The 21819-nt window shown below is 59.9% G+C and carries 16 protein-coding genes; 10 read left to right on the top strand and 6 right to left on the bottom strand.

Annotation, left to right across the window (positions count from 1 at the left end; translation table 11 throughout):
* The 3 genes from GSM73_RS24575 to GSM73_RS24565 form a co-directional block, all read right to left on the bottom strand.
* The coding region (locus tag GSM73_RS24575) for a DUF6124 family protein (RefSeq protein WP_256677081.1) at nt 1-410 on the bottom strand (410 nt) is incomplete at its 3' end.
* Nucleotides 411-837: 427 nt separating this feature from the next.
* Nucleotides 838-1599, bottom strand: a complete 762-nt coding sequence (locus GSM73_RS24570) for a slipin family protein (RefSeq protein WP_047226796.1) — start codon at nt 1597-1599, stop codon at nt 838-840.
* A gap of 1 nt (nt 1600) precedes the next feature.
* Complete coding sequence (locus tag GSM73_RS24565; protein WP_047226797.1) at nt 1601-2125, bottom strand: NfeD family protein; 525 nt, start codon at nt 2123-2125, stop codon at nt 1601-1603.
* Between the two features lie 144 nt (nt 2126-2269).
* On the opposite strand from GSM73_RS24565, the gene GSM73_RS24560 reads away from it, so the two are divergent.
* From GSM73_RS24560 to GSM73_RS24535, 6 genes are all read left to right on the top strand, one after another.
* A complete protein-coding gene (locus GSM73_RS24560; RefSeq protein WP_047226798.1) occupies nt 2270-2515 on the top strand; it encodes a DUF2789 domain-containing protein in 246 nt (81 codons plus the stop codon).
* A 213-nt stretch (nt 2516-2728) separates the two neighbouring features.
* Complete coding sequence (locus tag GSM73_RS24555) at nt 2729-3310, top strand: alpha/beta hydrolase (protein WP_047226799.1); 582 nt, start codon at nt 2729-2731, stop codon at nt 3308-3310.
* A 46-nt stretch (nt 3311-3356) separates the two neighbouring features.
* Nucleotides 3357-4280: a sigma 54-interacting transcriptional regulator gene (locus GSM73_RS24550; protein ID WP_076383250.1), complete on the top strand. Its 924-nt coding sequence runs from the start codon at nt 3357-3359 to the stop codon at nt 4278-4280.
* Between the two features lie 259 nt (nt 4281-4539).
* On the top strand, nt 4540-5484 hold the full coding sequence (locus GSM73_RS24545) for a hypothetical protein (RefSeq protein WP_160894076.1): 945 nt from the start codon (nt 4540-4542) through the stop codon (nt 5482-5484).
* Between the two features lie 28 nt (nt 5485-5512).
* Nucleotides 5513-10243: an RHS repeat-associated core domain-containing protein gene (locus GSM73_RS24540; RefSeq protein WP_160894074.1), complete on the top strand. Its 4731-nt coding sequence runs from the start codon at nt 5513-5515 to the stop codon at nt 10241-10243.
* Between the two features lie 177 nt (nt 10244-10420).
* The gene (locus GSM73_RS24535; protein WP_047226803.1) at nt 10421-11203 is read left to right on the top strand and encodes a MetQ/NlpA family ABC transporter substrate-binding protein; all 783 of its coding nucleotides are present in this window, start codon (nt 10421-10423) and stop codon (nt 11201-11203) included.
* Nucleotides 11204-11531: 328 nt separating this feature from the next.
* Here GSM73_RS24535 and GSM73_RS24530 read toward each other — a convergent pair whose 3' ends face one another.
* Nucleotides 11532-12692 (bottom strand): AAA family ATPase, encoded by a 1161-nt coding sequence (locus GSM73_RS24530; protein ID WP_047226804.1) that lies wholly within the window; start codon nt 12690-12692, stop codon nt 11532-11534.
* A 142-nt stretch (nt 12693-12834) separates the two neighbouring features.
* On the opposite strand from GSM73_RS24530, the gene GSM73_RS24525 reads away from it, so the two are divergent.
* The 3 genes from GSM73_RS24525 to GSM73_RS24515 are packed head-to-tail and all read left to right on the top strand — an operon-like array spanning nt 12835 to nt 18043.
* The gene (locus GSM73_RS24525) at nt 12835-13938 is read left to right on the top strand and encodes an efflux RND transporter periplasmic adaptor subunit (protein ID WP_107323105.1); all 1104 of its coding nucleotides are present in this window, start codon (nt 12835-12837) and stop codon (nt 13936-13938) included.
* Nucleotides 13935-14999 carry an efflux RND transporter periplasmic adaptor subunit gene (locus tag GSM73_RS24520; protein ID WP_160894072.1) on the top strand — a complete coding sequence of 355 codons (1065 nt, stop codon included), beginning with the start codon at nt 13935-13937 and terminating at the stop codon, nt 14997-14999. Before GSM73_RS24525 ends, GSM73_RS24520 begins: the two co-directional genes overlap by 4 nt.
* Entirely contained in the window at nt 14996-18043 is a 3048-nt protein-coding gene (locus GSM73_RS24515) for an efflux RND transporter permease subunit (protein WP_160894070.1), read from the top strand. The genes GSM73_RS24520 and GSM73_RS24515 overlap by 4 nt, the downstream gene beginning before the upstream one ends.
* Nucleotides 18044-18187: 144 nt before the next feature.
* On the opposite strand, the gene GSM73_RS24510 is transcribed toward GSM73_RS24515, so the two are convergent.
* Nucleotides 18188-20407 (bottom strand): heavy metal translocating P-type ATPase, encoded by a 2220-nt coding sequence (locus GSM73_RS24510; protein WP_160894068.1) that lies wholly within the window; start codon nt 20405-20407, stop codon nt 18188-18190.
* A gap of 86 nt (nt 20408-20493) precedes the next feature.
* Between GSM73_RS24510 and cadR the strand changes: the two genes are divergently transcribed.
* Nucleotides 20494-20940: a Cd(II)/Pb(II)-responsive transcriptional regulator gene (cadR, locus tag GSM73_RS24505; protein ID WP_076383258.1), complete on the top strand. Its 447-nt coding sequence runs from the start codon at nt 20494-20496 to the stop codon at nt 20938-20940.
* A 144-nt stretch (nt 20941-21084) separates the two neighbouring features.
* Here the strand turns inward: cadR and thyA are convergent.
* Nucleotides 21085-21819 (bottom strand): thymidylate synthase (gene thyA, locus GSM73_RS24500; RefSeq protein ID WP_160894098.1); only part of this gene is annotated, 735 nt, incomplete at its 5' end.

The raw sequence follows: 21819 nt of genomic DNA, 5'->3' as shown, positions 1-21819 counted from the left end.
GCTCGCGATAGCGGTGGTTCAGTTGGCATCAATGTGGACTGATACGCCGCCATCTCCTTCGTTTCCAGATGATCCAGTGCCCGCTCAACCAACAACTGAACCCCATCAGCCATGCGGCTGATCGCCAGGGCTACGCAGCGGCGTGAGTCATCGACATCGTCTGCCAGGTCGGCGGCGATGGTGCTGATGGACAGCAGGTCTTCGGAGGCATTGGCGAGCAGGGTTTCGGTGTCGATGTGAGGGGAGACGATGAAAAGCTGGTTTTTATCGGGTTCGGGCGGTGAGGAAGGCTGGGGTTTGAGGTAGTAATCGAGGGCGCGGGTGGCGGTGTCTTCGAGCTTTTTTTCTTCGAGGGCTTCGACGCGGGATTTATGGCCGCTTTGCGGCGGATTCGGTGTTGCTTTGAACATAATGATTTCCCTGGAGGTGGAGCCGACACCCATCGATTGCACTTCGAAAAAGGTGGCAGCTGTACGTAGGTGTGCAAGACCGGTCCAGGAACCCGGCAGACCCGAAAGTCTCCCACGCGCAGCCGCCATAACAGTCGGCGAGCATAGAAAAATGCTCGGCGAATAGCCATAACGAATGCGTTCCTAGATCGGACTTGCACGTCCGTGTCACCGTTTTTTGCGATGACGGACAAAGGTTAGCGGTGCTCGAAATCGCTGCCTAGTTCATGAACAACGCTGCGTATTGAAGGAAATGTCCGAGGGTTTGGCGGGGGAAAAGATCAAAGGATCGCAGTCTTCGGTAGCTCCTACAGAAGTGGGTGTAGGAGCTACCCAAGGCTGCGATCCTTTGATCTTTCGCTTGGAATTCCATGCCCTGCGCAATTGATCAAGACTTGTTGGGCGACAACTCCGCCATCCCCTTGAGCAACTCGATCGGCAGCGGAAAAACGATGGTGGAGGTCTTGTCCCCGGCAATGGAGCCCAGTGTCTGCATGTAGCGCAGTTGCATGGCACCAGGCTGGCGACCGAGCATTTCGGCGGCTTGCATGAGTTTTTCCGAGGCTTGCAACTCGCCTTCGGCGTGGATCACCTTGGCCCGTCGTTCCCGCTCGGCTTCGGCTTGCCGGGCGATGGCGCGGATCATCGATTCATTGAGATCCACGTGCTTGATTTCCACGTTGGCCACTTTGATACCCCAGGCGTCGGTCTGGGCGTCCAGCACTTGCTGGATGTCGCTGTTCAGTTGCTCGCGCTCGGCCAGCAATTGGTCCAGGTCATGTTTGCCGAGAACGGCGCGCAAGGTGGTCTGGGCCAGTTGGCTGGTCGCCATGAGGAAGTTTTCGACCTGGATAATCGCCTTCTGTGGATCGAGCACGCGAAAGTACAACACCGCGTTGACCTTCACCGAGACGTTGTCGCGGGTGATCACGTCCTGCGCCGGTACGTCGAGGACAATGGTGCGCAAGTCGACGCGGATCATCTGCTGCACCACGGGAATCAGCAGGATCAGCCCGGGCCCTTTGACCTGCCAGAACCGGCCGAGCTGAAAAACCACCCCGCGTTCGTATTCGCGCAGGATCCGGAACGTTGAAGCCGCCAGTGCTATCAACAGCAACAACAGCATCGTGAAACCGATTTGCATACCCATATCAGGCTCCTTGTGAATCAGCGGCGGCCACTTCCAGTAGCAGACCCTTGCGTGCGATGACCCGCACGGCCTGGCCAGGCCGCAGCGGCATCGCGCTTGTCACCTGCCAGCGTTCGCCTTCCAGCTGGATCCAGCCATGATGGTTATTGCCGGCCTGTAACGCTGTCACCGCCGTGACGCTGCCCAACAACGCGGCATCGCCGCTGACGGGTTGGCGCGGTCGGGTTTTCAATGCGCGGACCAGGAGGGCTATCAGCAAAAAGCCACTGATCAGACCCAGGACGATCATCAGTGGGACCGGTATATCGGCGTTGGTCAGGATGATCGCGCCAATGACGCACAGAATGATGCCGCCCAACCCGGCGACTCCGTAGTTGGGCAAGGCGGCCTCGGCGATCAGCAAGGCCACGCCCGCGGCAATCAGCCAGAAACCCAAGGGATTGGCCGTCAGTAGCGCGAGTCCGTCGGCCGCCAATGCGGGCCCGCTCATGGCCAGCAATGCGACCATCAAACAGCGAATGTTCACTGGATCCTCCGCGATGTGATTGGGAACTCTATCTAGAGTCTAGTTCACGCGTGGTTTGATCGAATTTTGATCAGTCTGGCGGTCGTCAAGAGGCTAGACTGCGGGGAGTAACCCAGCCATCCGATCTATGCTCAGGAGTCCCGCATGCAATCCCCGATCCACAGCCTGCCCGCGCTGTTCAAACAATTGGGCCTGTCTGACGACCCCGTTGATATCGACAAATTCATCACGACCCATTCACCCCTCAAGCCTGAACTGCACTTGGCTGACGCGTTTTTCTGGAGCACAAGCCAGCAGCAGTTACTGCGTGAAGAAATCCTTGAGGACGCGGACTGGGCGGAAGTGGTGGACCAGTTGAATGTGTTGCTGCGCAAGGGACGCAACGAGTGACACGGAAGCAGAACCTGTGGGAGCGGGCTTGCTCGCGAATGCGTCGTATCAGCCAGCATCACCGACAACTGGCCCAGCGCTTTCGCGAGCAAGCCCGCTCCCACAGAGAAAGGTTGTTATTCTTTACTGTTATTAATAAATAGCTTCTTATTCCTTAATCAATCTGGCTCACCTCCCTATACTCGCCTGCAACAGACACGCGGGAGAGCACCCATGCGCAACGAATCGATTCGCTACCTGATTGTGCCGGGCTGGCAAGGATCGCCGCAAAACCACTGGCAAACCCATTGGCAGAACAGCCTGCCCAACAGTGCCCGGGTCGAGCAGGCCGACTGGTTGACCCCTCGGCGTGAAGACTGGGTGGCGGCGCTGGCCGAAGCCATTGCCGCCGACAGCAGGCCGGTGATCCTCATTGCCCATAGCCTGGGTTGCATCACGGTTGCCCATTGGGCGGCCAGCGCGCCGGTGCAGTTTCTGCAGCAGGTGCGCGGGGCGTTACTGGTGGCGCCGGCGGATGTCGAACGGCCGGCCTGCGCGCCTGCGTTGCGCAATTTCGCGCCGATTCCCACCGATCTGCTGCCATTTGCGAGCCAGGTGGTCAGTTCCGACAATGACCCCGCCGTAAGCGTTGAGCGCGCGCTTGAACTGGCGCGTCATTGGGGCGCCGAGGCCGGGATTCTGGCCGGGGCGGGGCATATCAATGTCAAGTCTGGCCATCAGCGTTGGGAGCAGGGGTTCGCCTATCTCTATCGTCTGCAAACCCGCATGGAGCACCACGCCCTGCGTCGCGCCTGAATTTTTTTGCCCTCCCGTCTCCCGGCGGTTGGGGCGGGAGTCTGCCATGAGCTTGCATGAAACACTGGGTCAGCCGTTGCTGACGTTTCCCGACGCACAAAAAAGCCCCCTGAGCATTCGCGCCAAGGCGTTGGTGTTCGTCGACCCGCGTTCGCGGCAACTACGCCACGCATTGGAGCAACTGGCGCCGCGCTCGATCGCGGTACTGATTCGCGGCCAAACCGGTACGGGCAAGGAGTTGCTTGCCCGTTACCTGCATCGTGAAAGCGCTCGCGGTGGGCTGTTCGTTTCGGTCAATTGCGCTGCGATCAGCCCGACTTACGCCGACGCCGAATTGTTCGGTTATGCCGTCGGCAGCCACAACGGCTCGGCCAGTAGCCGCGCCGGCTGGTTCGGCTCGGCCAATGGCGGCACCCTTTATCTGGATGAGATCGGCGATTTACCGCTGCCGATCCAGCTAAAATTGTTGGCGGCTCTGGAGAACCACGAAGTCATCCGCGTCGGCGCCCACCAGCCCAGCCCTGTGGATGTGCGCCTGGTTGCGGCCACCAGCATCGATCTGGCGCAAGCAGTGGCAGCCGGTAAATTCCACCAACGGCTCTATGACTATCTCAGTGAAGGTCAACTCGAGTTGCCGGCTTTGCGCGAGCGGGTGGGCGATATCCTGTCCCTGGCCGAGTACTTCCTGGGCATCTACAGCCAGCGCCTCGGCCTGGCGGTGCCGCTGATCAGCGAAGCCGCGCAGCACGCGCTGGAACGGCACGACTGGCCGGGCAATACCCGCGAGTTGGAGAACGTCATTCATTTTGCGTTGCTGGTGAGCACCGGCGATCAAATATTGCCAGAACATCTCAATTTACCGCATCAACCGACACCCGCAACGGTGATTGAGCAAATGGTTCTTGAGTTGATCAGGCAAGGTGACCGGCAACAACTTGAGCGATTAAAGACATGGATCGCCGGGATCTGATGCCTGCGTCAATAATGTTACTGAATCATTTGAGCACTGATGATTTTTATATTGTCGGCGTTGTTGTTGCGCGGATCCCGTAAATGTCGGGGCTGTTTCATTTTGCGGCCAGTTATAAGTTGTCATTCAAATAATTTGTCTGGGTTTTGATCTTGATTGGTGGCGCCGTAGTGATGGTTAATTAAATGGCGCAAGCAATGTGGCGGCCGAACTTGAAGGCTGCCACTCTTCAATCAAGTAACGGACTAAGGATTTGAAAATGGAACTTAAGAATAATGAACCTGGCGTGGCGACATGGTCGGACCTGAAAACCTTTAAGATTTTTTCAGTCTCGGGCGGTAATCAGTTGTACCGCAACGGTTATCAGCAATTGAAGGTTAAAGTGGTTGTCGAGGTCGAAGACTGGCTCTGGGGCAGTGTCGCTCTAAGCCAGTCCGAGCTGGACTCCATTGTTCTGGTCGATGCATTGACCGGATTGGCATTGACCAAAGACCGGCACCGCGAAGACATCAAAGACTGGAGGTACACCGAGCGGGAGGACAGCCGTTTTCGCCAGCTTCCTCCGAATGGCCCTATCCAAGGCTCGGTGCCGTCGGGTGAGTTTATTTACACCAAAGATTTTTATGTCACGACCCGTTCCGACACACCGATAGATTTACAGCTGTGCATCACGCGGGCCGATGGCAAAAAATTTCTATCTTCCAAGGCCAGCGAGTTTGGCTCTCTGGTATTGATTCCACTGGCGCCCGCTGTTTACCGAAGTGAGCAGTACTCTGTTCGCACCATCCCCGCCTACTATTCCAGCCAATCGCCTGATATCGCGAAAGTCGAGGGTTTTGTCCTAGAGTTGATCGTTGACCAGCAGCGAATGGAATTTGTGGCGGACTTTTATATGAGGACGCATCTTCAGATAGGAAGCTCGGACAATCGATACTCGGGTTATTACGTGGTGGGCTATGGCGATGGCCGCGCAATACGAACGTCAGCCTATTTGAGTTGGGAACGGCCGGATGCGGTAGGAAGGAATTTAAGCGAAAAGGGCGCGGTTGCATTCGTTCTCGCGTTCGGAAAAAAGGGTGGGCCGGTGTGGGTCCGAGAGAATAGAAACAGTGCTGCACTGGAAATGCGTGATGTATTTGGAAATTTCCATCAACTGCGCGTCGGGATAACTGAAGAGACGTTGGCGGTCTGGGTCGCCCGGTAAATCAGAAACCATGTTCAAGGAAGAATAGATGAGTCGCTCAGTTTCATTCAAAGAGCAGTTAACTTCGGCTGCCTTCAGGTTTGATAGTTTCATTCGCTCGGGTGTTGATCCTCGTACCGGTAGTTATAGTTGCAGCGTGGCGCTGGATGCAGCGCCCACTGACGCAGCCGGCGGGTCGAAGGTACCGCTTACCCTTTCATATGATTCTTTCAATAATCAAAACATGGGTTTAGGCACCGGCTGGTCCCTGCGCACCTGCAGCTATGAGCAACGCCGACGCAAGCTGACGCTGTCGAACGGCGTGACCTATCGGCTTCTGGTCAGCGAAGGCCAGGCCATTTTCAAGGATAAAAAGCTCGATAACCTGAACGTTACGGTGCAAGGCGATGAACTTGTCATTGAGCACATCGATGGCCGGACCGAAATACTCTCGCGCCCCTCTGCAACGGCTGACGAGTGGCTGCTGACGCATGCGTATTGCCCCAATGGCACGCAAACGCGCTATGCCTACAGGCTCATTTCCGGACAGCGACGGCTGACGGAGGTTTATCACCAACATCACCGCCTGTTGAGTATCGACTATGCCCAGAACGGAGGAACGCCACCGACCATTACCTTGTGGCCGGATATGCCTTCAAAAAGACTCCAATACCGGTTCGCGCTCAACAATGAACTACTCCAGCGCATCATTCTGGTCACGGCCGAAAATAATCAGTTGATGTGGTCCTTTGGTTATCGGCGAATCAATGGTTTTTTGCTGATGACCAACGTCCAACAGCCAAGCGGCGCGCAGGAAACGCTCAGTTACAGGCCTGAGGGACATCGCTTGCCTACGGGGGCGCCGGTCTCTTCGTTGCCGGTTGTCATCCAGTCGGTCATGTCCCCCGGCGGGGGGCAGCCGGCCATGATGAGCCAATATGAATACACGCGCAGAAACTTTCTCGGGTTCGATTCGCGGGCGCTCTGGACCGCGGACAGTGACGTGCTTTATGGCTTGAGCGGGCAGTACGAGTACGCTTGCACCCAGATACAGATCGCCCTGGATGAAGGTGGTCAGCGTGAGGCGTCTCGCGTCACGCGTACCTACAACCGCTTTCATTCGATGATTTCGCAAAGAACGATCAGTGGCGGCAAGATGCAACTGCGGGAGATCGAATACCACGATGTCCCCAATAGGGCTTTCGAGGATCAGCCCCCACAGTTCCAGATGCAACGCGTGGTGCGCGACAGCTTCTTTGACAGCAGCGATGCCGCGGATGCGGGGCGCAGTAGAATCAGAAGCGAGGTCACCCGCACGTCCTATGATGAATATGGGAATCTGCTGGAAAAGACCAGTCCGAGCGGAGTGCGTGAAGTCTATGAATACTTCCCCGCACAAGGGGATGCTGACTGCCCTGCCAGTCCATTGGGCGTGCCGTCCTTGCTCAAACAGAAGTCCATTTTCGCTTCCCCTGACTTCGCTGCCGCGCCTACAACGGTGGTCCGTTACACCTACGCTGAGCTGCCCTCGTTACGTCCCGGTGGCGGCCGCTGTGTGCAGCTCGCCAGTGAAACACTGTTCGAAGGCGGCGTCAGCGAGCCACGGGTGGACTGTCGATTAAGGTACGTCAATGACGTCAATGACGTCTTCCATGCGAGGCTGCAAAGCAAGGTTGAAACGGTAGGCGGTGTGCGGACTGAATACCATTATGCGTACCAGCGTGAAAACGGGCATGTTCGCACCGACCAGACCTTTAGCGCCGAAGGCGTGAGGCACTTGCGACAGAGCTGGCATGACGAGTGTGACTGGCTGATCAAGACCCGTGAATCCGGGGGCAGCAGCGTCAGCATGGAATACGATTCGCTGGGGCAACTGATCCGTGAAACGGTGATGCCAGGCACCGACAGCGCAGTGTCGCGTCAATTCACCTATCAACCGTTCACACCCGAAGATCCGTTTGTCACGGTCATCGTCACGGATTCGCGGGGTGTCCAGACAGCGACCCGCAGTGACGGCGTCGGCCGCACCATCAGCGTCCATAAGCAGGATGTCGATATGCCTGGCGCGCCTATGCGCCTGATCTATCAGGCCGAATACGACAGCCTCGGGCGCCTGAAGGCGGATGAAGAAACCGACTGGTTCGAGGGCCAGGCGAAATCACTGAAGACCCTGTACGAGTATGACCCGTGGGGACATCAGAGCCGCGTCCGTCGCCGTGGACAGGTGATCGTGCATGATGAGGTCGACCCGGTAGCGCTCACTCGCACACAGTGGATGGAAGGCGCCGGCAAGACGCGTACGTTCACGAACGTTTTTGGCAAACCGTCGCGCATCGAACGGGTGGACCTGTCAGGCGTTGTTCGAGAGGTCACCGCCTACGAATACGATGGGCTGGGACGGTGCATCAGGCAAAGGGCTTCTGACGGGGCGGTGACTCGCTTCAGCTACGATCTGGCGGGGAGGGTCCTGAGTACGGTTTTGCCCGACGGTACGGTCATCAAGAAGCAGTACGCGGTACACAGCCAGGGTGACCATCCCACGCAAATCAGCGCCAATGACTACGTGGTGGGTAGCCGAACCTACGATGGGCTGATGCGTATTACGCTCAATCGCTCAGGTGGTCGCACTGAACGATTGGTCTATGAAGGCTCCAGCAGGAACGCTTCACAGAGGATCACTGCGGCCGGCAAAGTCCTGCGGTTCACCCTTGATCCGTTGCTCGATGATTGTGTCACCGAGCGCGCAGGCAGCCAGGCGCCGGTTTCGACAAGGCATCGTTTTGATCCGCGCACCGGCCTGCTCCAGGAGTCGGCCAACGCGCTGGTGCAGCGACGCATGGAATATTCTGCGTCCGGTCGGCTCAAGCAGGAAAAATGGGTAACTGCGCTCGACCGGTTCGAAAGTTCGCAAACCCACTCGTTGATGGGAAAGCCGATTTGCCATACAGACGTCAACGGCGCGGATCGCACCTGTCTTTATGACGAGACAGGACGGTTGTCGGGCATCACCCAAGGCCGAGTCTGCGTCGCCTACTCGTACAACGCTCAAGAGCACCTCAGTTGTATCACCGTCACCGACGCTCAATCGGGCCTGTCGATGGTCACCGACCTGGTGTACGACGAGTTTGGCCGCGAGGTTCTTCGACGTTCCTCCTCCCAGGAAAAAGACGTCCTGGAGTTGGCCCAGTCGTTCGGCCCCGGCGATAAGCTCAGCCAGCGCACGCTCAAGGTCGGGAACGTCCTCCTGCGCCTGGAATCGTTCACCTATGATCTGCGTGGCCGCTTGGAGCGTTACGCCTGCAAGGGTGAGCAGGCGCCCGTGGATACGCAGGGAAAAGTTATCGTTTCCCAGGATTTCACTTACGACTATCTCGATAACATTCGTCAGGTCACCACCCGTTTCGTCGGTGGCGAGAACATTGCGAACTATCGGTATGACCTGGCTGACAAAACGCAACTCAGTGCCGTCATCCACAGTCATCCCGACTATGTGGCGGGCAATACAACCTTCAGTTATGACGCGGACGGCAATCTGCTCAACGATGGGCAAGGGCGCAGGCTGCTTTATGACGAGTTGGGCCGCCTGGAAAGCGTGACGTCGGCGGACTCCAGATCGACGTTGGCCCGCTATCGGTATGACGCCGCGGATTGGCTCCATGCCTTCGAGCTGACGGGGGAGAAGGCATACCGGCGTTTCCACCATCAAGAGCAGTTGTGCAGCGAAGTGGCGGGTGACGAGAGGCGCAGCATCGTGCGCGAAGGGCGGCAGTTGCTGGCCCTGTTGCAAGGCCGGGAGACGGCGCTGTTTTGCACCGACGCTTACGGCAACGTCCTGCAGGCACTTTCCGGTGCAGACACCACCACGCAGGCTTATTCACCCTATGGGCAACGCCCGGTGTCCGACGGGTTGGGTAGCCTGTTCGGTTTCAATGGCGAGCCGCTGGACCCCGTGACGGGATGTTACCTGCTGGGTAATGGCTACCGGGTTTACGATCCGGTACTGATGCGATTCCACCGGCCCGACAGTTGGAGCCCGTTCGATGGCGGCGGCCTCAATCCTTATGCCTATTGTCTGGGAGACCCGATCAATCTCAGCGACCCGACAGGCCATATTTCTGCCTGGGGTTGGGTCAAGATAGGTCTTACTGCTGCTTTTGCTGTGGCTTCCGTCGCATTGACCCTTGCGACCCTTGGCGCATCCGCACCTTTGGTCGGGGTGTCATTTTCGGCCGCGGCGGCGTTGACGCTGGAAGTGGTGTCAGGCGCGGCATCGATTGCATCGGTGGTGTTGACGGAGGCAGCCCCGGATGCCGTCGCCACGCAGATTCTCAGTTACACCAGTATTGCGCTGGGTGTTGTGTCCGGCGGGGCTTCCCTGGCGGGCAAGGTATTGGGCAAAGGCACAAGCGTGGCGTTGCAGAAAACCGTCGAGGCACTCGGTGATACCGTGACATTGAATCGTGGCAATGCCTTGCGTGCGGTACGTGTTGGTGAATATGCCAAGGCCGCGAGCCGTCTGGTTCCTGAAGGCGGGCGGCGTAACTTCATCGCTGTGCAAAACGACCTGAGGAATGTACTGACAGCCAAGGATGTGGTCGGTTACGTCAAGTATCCGGTTGACGGCGTCAGGTACACGATCGATAGAGATCGGTACATCGAAAAAGCCAAAGAGTATCTCCAGCGCGCGGACGAATTTTTCGGCAGCCAGTCGCTTTGGCAGGCACAGGACGAAATCTATGGTGACGTCAGGAAGCGAAGCGCCGATATCCGATTTGCCTGACGAGGAAATTACGCCTGCTCATTTATGGCTTATGGGTATAAGCACCTCAATAAAAGATATTGTTAAGGCATAAAAAATATCGGTATCGTCCACATCACGCCAGCGATAGCACTTCGCTGGCACTTCCATTGTTTGACCGTGGTCCATGACGACGGTGATCTTCGATAAGGACACTGCATGAAAAAGGTTCTGTTATTCACCGCGTTGGCAGCAGCCCTGACCTCGGGTCTGGCCCAGGCGGCGGAGAAACTCGTCGTGGCGGCCACCCCGGTGCCCCACGCTGAAATCCTTGAGCTGATCAAGCCGGCCCTGGCCAAAGAAGGCGTGGACCTGCAAATCAAGGTGTTCACCGACTACGTTCAACCCAACGTACAGGTTGATCAGAAGCGTCTGGACGCCAACTACTTCCAGACCCTGCCGTATCTCAAGAGCTTCAACGAAGGCAAAGGCACCGATCTGGTGACCGTGATCGGCGTGCATGTGGAACCGTTCGGTGGTTACTCGAAGAAAGTCAAAAGCCTGGCCGAACTCAAGGACGGCGCGACCATCGCCATCCCCAACGAAGGCAGCAACAGTGGTCGCGCCCTGATCCTGTTGCAGAAGGCGGGCCTGATCGAGCTCAAGGACCCGAAAAACGCCCTGGCCACGCCCAAGGACATCGCCAAGAACCCGAAAAACTTTCAGTTCAAGGAGCTGGAATCGGCCATGCTGCCGCGTGTGCTGGATCAGGTCGACCTGGACATGATCAACACCAACTACGCCCTGGAAGCGGGTCTTAACCCGGCCAAGGATGCGCTGGTGATCGAAGGTTCGGATTCGCCGTACGTGAACTTCCTGGTGGCCCGCCCGGACAACAAGGACAGCCCGGCCATGCAGAAACTGGCCAAGGCCCTGACCAGCCCGGAAGTGAAGGCATTTATCGAGAAGAAATACAGCGGCGCGGTACTGCCGGCGTTCTGATCGAACAGCAAGGATTTGAAGTTTCAACGCCGACGGCTTTGCCAGCGTCGGCGTTTTTTTGTGCCGACGCTCAGAACCCGTCTTGATCGATGTAGCTATGCAGGCGGTTTTTTCAATGCGCGGCGCAGGGCCACGAGCAGTTTGACGATGTCGCGTGGGTCGAGGTGTTGCGGGGCTTTCACGTCAGCCATTGTGATCTTCCTTGTGATGGGGGCCAGGCAGTCTGGCCATAAGCTGCGGTTCCTTGGAGAGGTCCGTCGAGAAATAGACCCGTCCTACAGCCAGTGGAAAAATAGCCTTCTTACTTGGCCCCTGCAAATACCGTCGATCAATCCGGCCAGCTCCAGGCCGGCGCATCCAGTATTCCCTGGCCGACGATCCCGGTCTGGCCCAGATCTTTCTCCAGCACGATGCAATTGCAGTCGTTGTCCTGCTGCAAGGCGGTGATCAAGCGCCGGGCATGGGAGACCACCCAGACCTGACAGTGCGCTGAAGCGCGGATGATCAACCGCGCCAGGGCCGGCAACAGGTCCGGGTGCAGGCTGGTTTCCGGTTCGTTGAGCACCATCAGCGAGGGTGGGCGCGGGGTGAGCAGTGCGGCTATCAGCAGCAGATAGCGCAGGGTCCCGTCGGAAAGTTCGGCAGCCGACAGCGGGCGCAGCAAGCCATGCTGATGAAACTCGATGCCGAAACGCCCGCCTTGCAGTTTCTCGATATGCAGCCGGGCACCGGGGAATGCGTCGCTGATGGACGAGTGCAGGGCTTGATCGTCGCCGATCTCAAGAATGGTTTGCAGGGCAGCGGCCAGGTCACGCCCGTCGTGGTGCAGCACCGGCGTGCGGGTGCCCAGTTGCGGCTGGCGCGCCGGGGCGTCGGCGTCGCTGCGAAAGTGGTCATAGAAGCGCCAGCGACGAATGAACTCGCGCATCTGCAGCACCTCCGGTGAGGTGCGCAGGCTGCCGACCTGGTCGAACAAACTGTCAAAGGTGGGCGTGTACTGAGCCAGGACGTCCCAGGTGCGACCGTCCCGGGCACGGATCATGGGCCCGTTGCGATCCACCAGCAGGCTGGCGGGACGAAACACCGGGCCGGCCCAGATGCATTCGCGCTTGATTTCAGGGTCCAGCGAAAACGCGGACAAACTCGGTTCTGGCAGGCCGAGGGAAATCGAATAGCTGAAATCTTCCCCGGCAAAACCCAGGCGCAGACGTTTCGTGCTGAGCCGCACCGTAGCTCCGATGGGCACCTCGCCGTTGCGCATACGCCGGCTGATCACTTCCGGCCCGGCCCAGAAGGTCGAGTCCAGCCCGCCTTCGCGGGCCAGGGCGTTGACCACGCCACCCTGGGCGGTCTCCGCCAACAGGCGCAGGGCACGATACAGATTGGATTTGCCACTGCCGTTGGGGCCGGTGATCAGGTTCAGCCGGCCCAGGGGGATCACCAGTTTGTTGATCGAGCGGTAGTTGGCCACCGCCAGTGTCTTGAGCATGTGCAAATTTTTCCCGCTGCCGCAAAGGCACTAGTCTGCCTGATGGGTGTATCCATTGTGATCCTGTGGCAGGTGTTGAACCCTGTTCTAAGCTCACAGTCGTATCGTCACTGGTACGTCCGTACAACGCAAAGGAGTCTGCATGGCTGGTCCTCGAAGTAAAGTTCTGGTTGGCCTTGGCTTGTGTGTGGTGTTGGCCGGATGCGGTGATGAAAAACCCGAGGAAAAGGCCCTGCCGAGGGTTTTCGTGCAACAGGCCGTGCCCACCGAATATGCCGCCTCGGTGACCCTCACCGGTGACGTCCAGGCTCGGGTGCAGACCGATTTGTCGTTCCGCGTGGCCGGCAAGATCGTCGAGCGCAAGGTGGATGTCGGTGACCGGGTTTCGGCTCGACAGGTGCTCGCCCGGCTCGACCCCCAGGATCTGCAGACTCGTGTCGACTCCGCCCAGGCTCAGGTGGCTGCCGAACAGGCGCGGGTCAAGCAGAGTGCGGCGGCGTTCGTGCGCCAGCAAAAACTCTTGCCCAAGGGTTATACCAGCCAGAGCGAATATGACACGGCCCAGGCGCAACTGCGCAGCAGCCAGAGTGCGCTGACCGCTGCCCAGGCCCAGTTGGCCAACGCCCGCGAACAACTGAGCTATACCGCGCTGATCGCCGAGGCTCCGGGCATCATCACGGCACGGCAGGCGGAGGTCGGCCAGGTGGTGCAGGCCACGGAACCGATCTTCAGCCTGGCCCAGGACGGAGAGCGCGACGCCGTGTTCAATATCTACGAGTCACTGTTGCGCGAACCGCCCTCGGATCCCGCCATCGTCATCAGCCTGCTGGACAACCCGGCCATCAAGACCACCGGTACGGTGCGCGAGATCACCCCGGCGGTTTCCGCTGAAACCGGCACCGTGCAGGTCAAGGTGACGCTCAGTGAGTTACCCGAAGGCATGCGCCTGGGTTCGGTGGTCAGTGCCACCGCCAAGTCTGCCGGCAAGACCGCCGTGGAACTGCCCTGGTCGGCGCTGACCAAGAACCTTCACGATCCGGCGGTGTGGCTGGTGGACGATGCAGGCAAGGCGCAGCTGCACAATGTCACCGTCGGCCGGTATCTCACCGGAAAGGTCATCATCAGCGACGGGCTCAAGGGGGGTGAGACAGTGGTCACCGCGGGTGGGCAATTGCTGCATCCCGGCGTGCGCGTAGAGATCGCTGAAAATACCCATGAGAAATCCCCGACGGGAGTCCAGCCATGAAGCGTTTATGGATGGTCTCGGCCGGTCTGTTGCTGGTGGCATGCTCGAAGGAAGAGCCGCCACCTGAGCCGGTGCGCCCGGTGTTGTCCATCGAGGTTCGCGCGCTCGACCAGCAAGCCCTTGGGCGCTTCGCCGGCAGCATCCAGGCCCGTTACGAGACCAATGTGGGCTTCCGCGTGCCGGGACGGATCGCCAGCCGCAACGTCGATGTCGGCGCCGAAGTGAAGAAGGGTGATTTGCTCGCTACCCTCGACCCCACCGATCAACAGAACCAGTTGCGCGCCGCCCAGGGCGACTTGGCGCGGATCGAGGCGCAGTACATCAATGCCCAGGCTAATGCCCGTCGCCAGCAGCAGTTGTTCGACCGTGGTGTCGGCGCGCAGGCGCAACTGGACATTGCCCAGACCGATCTGAAAACCACCGCGGCTTCCCTGGAACAGGCCCGTGCATCGGTGGAGCAGGCTCGCGACCAACTCAACTACAGCCAGTTGCACACCGACCACGATGCCGTCGTCACGGCCTGGAATGCCGAGGCCGGGCAGGTGGTCACTGCCGGCCAGCAAGTGGTGACCCTGGCGCGCCCGGACATCAAGGAAGCGGTGATCGACCTGCCGGCCGGCCTGGCTGAGCGCCTGCCCGCCGATGTCGTGTTCGAGGTTGCCGGGGAACTGGACCCGAGCATCCGCACGACCGCCACCGTGCGCGAGATCGAACCCCAGGCCCAAAGCGCCACCCGCACGCGCCGCGCACGGCTGACCCTGGGCGATACACCGCCAGGCTTTCGCCTGGGCACGGCCATCAGCGTGACCCTGAGCTCAACCATCGAGCCGCGCATCGAGCTGCCGCTCAGTGCCTTGCAAGAGGTCGATGGCACAACGCGGATCTGGCTTGTCGATCCGCAGAATCAGACCGTTTCCCCCCGAGAGGTGAGGATTCTCAGCCGCTCCACCGACTCGGTGCTGGTGGCCAATGGCATCAAGCCCGGCGACCGTGTGGTCAGCGCCGGTGTGAACAGCCTCCAGCCGGGGCAGAAAGTGAAACTCGACGAGGACGCACGATGAAAGGGCCTTTCAACTTATCCGAATGGGCCCTGCGGCATCAGTCGTTTGTCTGGTACTTAATGTTCGTCGCCCTGTTGATGGGGGTGTTTTCCTACATGAACCTGGGGCGCGAAGAAGACCCCTCGTTCACCATCAAGACCATGGTCATCCAGACTCGTTGGCCTGGCGCGACCCAGGAGGAAACCCTCAAGCAGGTCACCGACCGCATCGAGAAAAAACTCGAAGAGCTCGACTCTCTCGACTATGTCAAAAGCTATACCCGACCAGGGGAGTCGACGGTGTTCGTGTACCTGCGCGATACCACCGACGCCGAGGAAATCCCCGGGATCTGGTATCAGGTTCGCAAGAAGATCGACGACATCCGTGGTGACTTCCCCCAGGGCCTGCAGGGCCCGGGATTCAACGACGAATTCGGCGATGTGTACGGGTCGGTCTATGCCTTCACCGGCGACGGGCTTTCGATGCGTCAGTTGCGCGATTATGTGGAGCAAGTGCGCGCCGAAATCCGTGAGGTACCGGGCCTGGGCAAGGTCGAGATGGTGGGCGAGCAGGATGAAGTCCTGTACCTGAATTTTTCGACCCGCAAGCTCGCCGCGCTGGGTATTGATCAGCGCCAGGTGGTGCAGAGCCTGCAATCCCAGAACGCTGTGACTCCCGCCGGGGTGATCGACGCCGGGCCGGAGCGGATTTCCGTACGCACTTCCGGGCAGTTCCAGTCGGAAAAGGACCTGGCCAACGTCAATCTGCGGCTCAATGATCGTTTTTATCGCCTGGCCGACATCGCTGACATCAGTCGCGGTTATGTCGACCCCGCGACCCCAATGTTTCGCTTCAATGGCACGCCGGCCATTGGCCTGGCCATTGCGATGAAGAAGGGCGGCAACATCCAGGAATTCGGCAAGGCACTGCACGCGCGCATGAACGAACTGACCGCCGATCTGCCAGTGGGCGTCGACGTGCATACCGTGTCGGACCAGGCCGAAGTGGTGGAGGAAGCGGTCGGCGGTTTCACCAGCGCGTTGTTCGAGGCGGTGATTATCGTGCTGGTGGTCAGCTTTATCAGCCTTGGCTTACGGGCCGGGCTGGTGGTGGCCTGCTCGATTCCGCTGGTATTGGCGATGGTCTTTGTGTTCATGGAATACAGCGGCATCACCATGCAGCGGATTTCCCTCGGTGCGCTGATCATCGCCCTCGGTCTGCTGGTGGACGACGCGATGATCACCGTGGAAATGATGGTCACGCGCCTGGAGAAAGGTGAAACCAAGGAGCAGGCCGCGACCTTCGCCTACACCTCAACGGCGTTCCCGATGCTCACCGGGACCCTGGTGACCGTGGCCGGGTTCGTGCCCATCGGCCTGAACGCCAGCTCCGCCGGCGAGTACACCTTTACCCTGTTTGCAGTCATTGCCGTGGCGATGCTGGTGTCGTGGATCGTCGCGGTGCTGTTCGCCCCGGTGATCGGCGTGCACATCCTCAGTACCCATGTGAAACCCCACAGCAACGAGCCAGGACGGATCGGCCGGGCTTTCAATGGCGGCTTGCTGTGGGCGATGCGCAATCGCTGGTGGGCCATTGGCATCACCGTGCTGCTGTTTGCGTTGTCGGTGTTTTGCATGCGTTTTGTGCAGAACCAGTTCTTCCCGTCTTCGGACCGCCCGGAAATTCTGGTGGACTTGAACCTGCCGCAGAACGCTTCGATGGACGAGACCCGCAAGGCGGTCGATCGCCTGGAGGCGACGCTCAAGGGCGACCCGGACATCGAGCGCTGGAGCACCTACATCGGTGAGGGCGCGATTCGTTTCTACCTGCCGCTGGACCAGCAGTTGCAGAATCCGTACTACGCGCAACTGGTGATCGTCAGCAAAGGCCTGGAGTCGCGCACGGCCCTCACCGAACGCCTGCAAAAGCGTCTGCGCGAGGACTTCGTCGGCATTGGCAGCTACGTGCAGGCCCTGGAAATGGGCCCGCCGGTGGGGCGGCCGATCCAGTACCGGGTCAGCGGCAAGGACATCGACCAGGTGCGCAAGCACGCCATCGAACTTGCCAGCGAACTGGACAAGAACACCCACATCGGCGAAATCATTTATGACTGGAACGAGCCGGGCAAGGTGCTGCGTATCGACATTGCCCAAGACCGGGCGCGGCAACTGGGCTTGTCTTCGGAGGACGTGGCCAGGCTGATGAACAGTATCGTCAGCGGTTCGCCGGTGACCCAGGTCAATGACGACATATACCTGATCAACGTGGTTGGTCGTGCCGAAGACGCCGAGCGCGGTTCGCCGCAGACCCTGCAGAACTTGCAGATCGTCACGCCGAGCGGCACCTCCATCCCGCTGCTGGCGTTCGCCACAGTGCGCTATGAACTGGAACAACCCCTGGTGTGGCGTCGCGACCGCAAGCCCACCATTACCATCAAGGCCGCGGTGCGCGATGAAATCCAGCCCACCGATCTGGTGAAGCAACTGCAACCGGCCATCGATCAATTCGCTGCCGGTCTGCCGGCGGGCTACAAGGTCGCCACCGGGGGGACGGTGGAAGAAAGCAGCAAAGCCCAAGGGCCGATCGCCAGCGTCGTGCCGCTGATGCTGTTTTTGATGGCGACCTTCCTGATGATCCAGCTGCACAGTGTGCAGAAGATGTTCCTGGTGGCCAGCGTCGCGCCCCTTGGGTTGATCGGCGTGGTGCTGGCGCTGGTGCCGACGGGCACGCCCATGGGTTTTGTGGCGATCCTCGGGATACTGGCACTGATCGGCATCATCATCCGCAACTCGGTGATCCTGGTGACCCAGATCGATGAGTATGAACGTGACGGGTACGAGCCCTGGGATGCGGTGGTGCAAGCCACCGAACATCGGCGTCGGCCGATTCTGCTCACCGCGGCCGCCGCGAGCCTGGGGATGATCCCGATTGCCCGGGAAGTGTTCTGGGGGCCGATGGCCTACGCGATGATCGGCGGGATCATCATCGCCACCCTGCTGACGTTGTTGTTCCTGCCAGCGCTGTATGTGGCCTGGTACAAGATTCGCGAGCCCAAGCGCGACTGAACAGGCGTTGAATCATTGGGGCTGCGGTGCAGCCCCATCGCGAGCAGGCTCGCTCCCACATTGGATCTCGGTTGTACACCACGTGTGGCCGCTGAGATCTACTGTGGGAGCGAGCCTGCTCGCGATGCGGGTGCCTCATCACCTCTATTTACGCAACAACCGCAACCCATTGAACACCACCAGCAAACTCACCCCCATGTCGGCAAACACCGCCATCCACATGGTGGCAAACCCGGCAAAGGTGAATCCCAGAAAGATCGCCTTGATGACCAGCGCCAAAGCGATGTTCTGTTTCAGGATGCTCGAAGTCTGCCGCGACAGGCGGATGAACGCCGGGATCTTGCGCAAGTCATCGTCCATCAGGGCGACATCGGCGGTCTCAATGGCGGTGTCGGTGCCGGCCGCCGCCATGGCGAAGCCGATCTCCGAGCGCGCCAGGGCAGGGGCGTCGTTGATGCCGTCGCCCACCATGCCGACCCGGTGACCCAAGGCATACAGATCCTCGATGGCTTGCAGTTTGTCGCCTGGCAACAGATCGCCTCGGGCCTGATCCATGCCCACCTGTGCGGCAATCGCTTCGGCGGTATGGGCGTTGTCGCCGGTGAGCATCAGGGTCTTGATACCCAGCTCATGCAGTTGCTGGATGGCTTCGCGGCTGGAGTCCTTCACCGTGTCGGCGACGGCAAACAGCGCCAAGGGGCCTGAGTGGTCGAGCAACAGCACCACGGACTTGCCTTGTTTTTCCAGGGCGAAGAGCTTCTCTTCCAGCTCGGCAGAGCACAGGCCCAGGTCTTCCACCAGACGGTGATTGCCCAAATGATAGGTCTGGCCGTTGATATCGCCGCGCACCCCGCGTCCCGGCAGCGCTGCAAAGTTATCCACAGCGTGCGGCGCCTGCTGTTTATCCACAGCTGCGTTGGCGATTGCGTGGGAGACCGGATGGTCGGAACGGGCGGCAAGACTGGCGGCCAAAGCGGGTGCCGTCGCTTCCACTGTCGGGTCGAGTGGAACGTAGTCGGTCTGCACCGGCTTGCCATGGGTGATCGTGCCGGTCTTGTCCAGGGCCAGATAGTCGAGCTTGTGGCCGCCCTCCAGATACACGCCGCCCTTGATCAGAATGCCTTTGCGCGCCGCTGCGGCGAGGCCGCTGACAATAGTCACCGGGGTGGAAATCACCAGCGCACACGGGCAGGCCACGACCAGTAACACCAGCGCCCGGTAGATCCAGTCGAACCAGGTTGCCCCCATGAACAGCGGCGGGATCACTGCCACGGCCAACGCCAGGGCGAACACCGCCGGGGTGTAGATTTTCGAGAACTGATCGACGAAGCGTTGGGTCGGGGCGCGGGAGCCCTGGGCCTGTTCCACGGCGTGGATGATTCGCGCCAGGGTGGAGTGGTCGGCTGCGGCGGTCACGGTGTACTCCAGTTCGCCGGCCTGGTTGATGGTGCCGGCGAAAACCTTGTCGCCCACGGTTTTTTCTACCGGCAGGCTCTCGCCGGTAATGGGCGCCTGGTCGATGGTAGAGCGACCGGCGACGATGTCCCCGTCCAGACCCACCCGTTCGCCTGGACGAACCCGCACCCGTGCACCGAGGTTGATGGCCTTGACCGCTTGCACCTGCCAGGTGCCATCGGCCTGTTGCACGGTGGCCTGTTCCGGGGCCATCTGCATCAAGCCGCTGATGGCGTTGCGCGCCCGGTCCAGGGACTTGGCCTCGATCAATTCAGCCACCGTGAACAGGAACATCACCATCGCCGCTTCCGGCCATTGGCCGATCAGCACCGCACCGGTCACCGCGATGCTCATCAGTGCGTTGATGTTCAGGTTGCGGTTTTTCAGAGCGATCCAGCCCTTCTTGTAGGTACCGAGACCGCCGCTGAGGATCGACACCAACGCCATTAGCGCGACCACCCACTCCGGTGCGGCGCTGGTGAAGTGGATCACCTCGGCACCCAGGGCGGTGACACCCGACAGCGCCAGCGGCCACCAGGGCTTGGCCGGGGCGGGCAATTCGCTGGTTTCTTTTTCCTGGCCCGGGGCCAACGGCTCGGCCTGCATGCCCAGGGACTGGATCGCATCAATGATCGGCGAGTCGTTGGGCAAGTCGTGAGTCACGCCCAGCACGCGATTGATCAGGTTGAATTCCAGTTGCTGCACGCCTGCAAGTTTGCCGAGCTTGTTCTGGATCAGCGTCTGTTCGGTGGGGCAGTCCATGGCCTGGATGCGAAAACTGCTCAGCCGAGCGCCGTCCGTCGGCGCCTTGCCGAGCTTGACCACCGACGGTGCCGCTTTGGCTGAGCAGCAGGAATGCCCGTGGTCATGGCCGTGGTTGGGCTTGTGGGTATGAATGGAATCGCTCATCGGGTTACGTCCGTGAAAAGTGCCTGTTGCACAGTAAAGACCCTGTAGCCACTATAGGGTCAAGCACCTGTTTTGGAGGTAACGCCATGAAGATCGGCGAACTGGCAAAAATCACCGACTGCCAGGTCGAAACCATTCGCTACTACGAGCGCGAAGGCTTGCTGCCGGAGCCGGCCCGCAGCGATGGTAATTATCGGGTCTACACCCAGGCTCATGCCGAGCGGCTGACGTTCATCCGCAACTGCCGCACCCTGGACATGACCCTGGAAGAAATCCGCAGCCTCCTGGCTCTGCGCGACAGCCCTCAGGATCAGTGCGAAAACGTCAACGCGCTGATCGACGAACACATCCACCACGTCAAGGCGCGCATCGACGGTCTGCTGGCCTTGCAGACACAACTGATCGACCTGCGCCATCGTTGTGGCGAAGGGCCGGACCTGGATCAATGCGGGATTTTGCAGCGCCTGGAAGTGAGTGGCGCGGTGGCGCCGGAGGTGGAGCATTCACATGTGGGCAGGAGTCATGGGCATTGAGTCCTTGCCGTCAATCTCCAACACACTGAGCTCTGTGTGGGAGCGAGCTTGCTCGCGATAGCGGCTTAACAGTCAACATCTATGTTGAATGTAATGGCCTCATCGCGAGCAGGCTCGCTCCCACAGGGGGAGAGGTGGCGTGGCTTAGACCGCCATCGGCGCCGTCATCGGCGCGTGGTGCTGGTAGCCCTCGAGGGAGAAGTCGCTCGGCTCTACTAGCTCCAGCCACTCAGGCTGGTACACACCGGTCTTGGCGAACTCCGGCACGCGCTCGGAAATCACCAGTTTGGGCATCGGGAACGGCTCGCGCTTGAGCTGCTCGTTGAGCATGTCCAGGTGGTTTTCGTAGACGTGGGCGTCGCCGATGAAATAGGTGAACCAGCGTGGCGTGTAGCCGGTCAGGCGACCGATCAGGCTCAGCAGCGCGGCGCCTTCGGTGAGGTTGAACGGTGTGCCCAGGCCCAGGTCGTTGGAACGGATGTAGAGGGTCAGGGAGATTTCCTTGGTCTCGACATTCGGGTGGAACTGGTAGAGCAAATGGCACGGCGGCAGGGCCATTTCATCGAGCTGGGCGCAGTTCCAGCCGTGGAACAGGATCCGCCGGCTGCCCGGGTCCTTGATGATGGTGTCGACGCACTGGCGCACCTGATCGATGGCTTTGTACAGCACCACGTAGGCCTGACCGTTTTCTTCGCCCTCGGCGATTTGTCGGTAGCCCTGGGCCAGGGTTTGCTCGATGGCGGCCGGGTTGCTCAACGGGATCTGCTTGTAGGCTGGCCACTTGCGCCATTGCACACCATAGATCTCACCCAGGTCATCTTCGCCCTGGCGAAACGGGTTGGCCAGCCATTGGGCGTTTTCGTTGGCGTTCTGATCCCA

This window comes from Pseudomonas sp. PICF6, assembly GCF_009831705.1.
Taxonomy (GTDB): Bacteria; Pseudomonadota; Gammaproteobacteria; order Pseudomonadales; family Pseudomonadaceae; genus Aquipseudomonas; species Aquipseudomonas rhizophila.
This window is presented reverse-complemented; position numbering and strand designations above follow the sequence as displayed.